The sequence below is a fragment of the Promicromonospora kroppenstedtii DSM 19349 genome, from assembly GCF_000515355.1.
Lineage (GTDB): Bacteria > Actinomycetota > Actinomycetes > Actinomycetales > Cellulomonadaceae > Promicromonospora > Promicromonospora kroppenstedtii.
In genome coordinates this window covers 70,808-72,064 of the sequence record NZ_KI911678.1, presented here as the reverse complement: position 1 = coordinate 72,064, position 1,257 = coordinate 70,808, and the positions used below count along the sequence as shown (strand labels likewise).

1 protein-coding gene and 1 pseudogene are annotated in these 1,257 nt (G+C 75.6%); both read right to left on the bottom strand.

The window, feature by feature from the left end; genetic code table 11:
- Positions 1-185, bottom strand: a pseudogene (locus PROKR_RS14245) (hypothetical protein); the annotation flags it as partial.
- A gap of 64 nt (positions 186-249) precedes the next feature.
- On the bottom strand, positions 250-1,257 hold a 1,008-nt coding region (locus tag PROKR_RS14240), incomplete at its 5' end, for an outer membrane protein assembly factor BamB family protein (RefSeq protein WP_036964300.1).

Here is a 1,257-nt window from a genome sequence, read left to right as displayed (position 1 = left end):
GGCCCCACCGAAGCGCGCACGGCGTCCGCCGGATCGGCCGCGGGAGGACTCACCGGGTCCGGGGCGGCCCCCGGACCGGCCTGGTCCTGCTCCTCGGCGAGGGCCGGGGCCGGCGGCGCGTCCCGGTCCCCCTCGTCCTCGACGAGGTCGAAGACGAAAGCGTCGTCGCCCTCGTGACGAGCCATACCTCCGAGCGTATGACGCGGAAGGCCGCGGCTCACCCAGAGCGCCGGACCTCATCCGGTCCGGTCAGCCCAGCCCGCGGACGCCGGACGGCGTGACCTCCAGGAGCCGGCCGTCCACGGCCACCAGTGAGGTGTCGAACCCCTGGGCGAGGCCCCCGCCCTGCGTCGTGTCGCCGTGCTGCTCCCAGGCGACCTCGCCCGAGGCCGCGTCCAGCGCCACCAGACCGGTGCCGCCGGAGCCGTTCTCGGTGACCAGCAGCACCGACTCGCCGTCGGTGAAGGTCTGCGACACGTAGTGGTCCTCGCCGTGGTCGCCCGTGGCCTCGGTGCCGTCCCACCGCCAGAGTGTCGCGCCGGTCGCGGCGTCGAGCCCTCGGACGTCACCGACGCCGGTCATCACCAGCATGGTCCCGGCGACCTCGGCGAGGAAGCGCTGGCCGCCCGCCCGGGCGGCGGTCCGCCAGCGGAGCGTCCCGTCGGCGTCGTAGGCACGCAGGACGGCATCGGGGGAGCCCACGGCGAGCAGCGTGCCCGAGCCTGAGCCGTCGGACACGGCCGGCTCCACCGCGTACCCCGGGACGTCGGCGACGACGCGGCCGTCGGCGTCGTACACGACGGTGCGCACCTGGTCGTCGAACATGACCTCGGTGAAGCCGCCCGTGGACAGGACGTCCACACCGCCTCTGCCGGGCTGCACCCCGGTGCCGACCTGTTCCCCGCCCGGGGTGACGGCGGCCTCGATGCCGCAGCCGTACAGCTGCACCAGGTCGGGGTCGATCCGCGCGCCGAACACCCCCGGGTCGATCATCTGGCCGAGGTCGACGGCGTTGGGCGAGCCGTCCCAGGACGTTCCGAGCCAGTTGTTGCACTGGTCGGCCCGGGTGGGCCGGAACGGGACCTCGACGCTCCAGCGCTCGGCCCCCGTGACGGCGTCCTCGGCGCGGACGGCGAGATCCTGGCCCGCGTCCACCGTCCCCTCGCACTCGCCGGTGTCGGTGCAGCGGGCGTCGCCCCGGTCCACGACGGACGCCGGGCCCGTGCGCCGCGCACGCAGCACCGTCCCGTCCGGGCC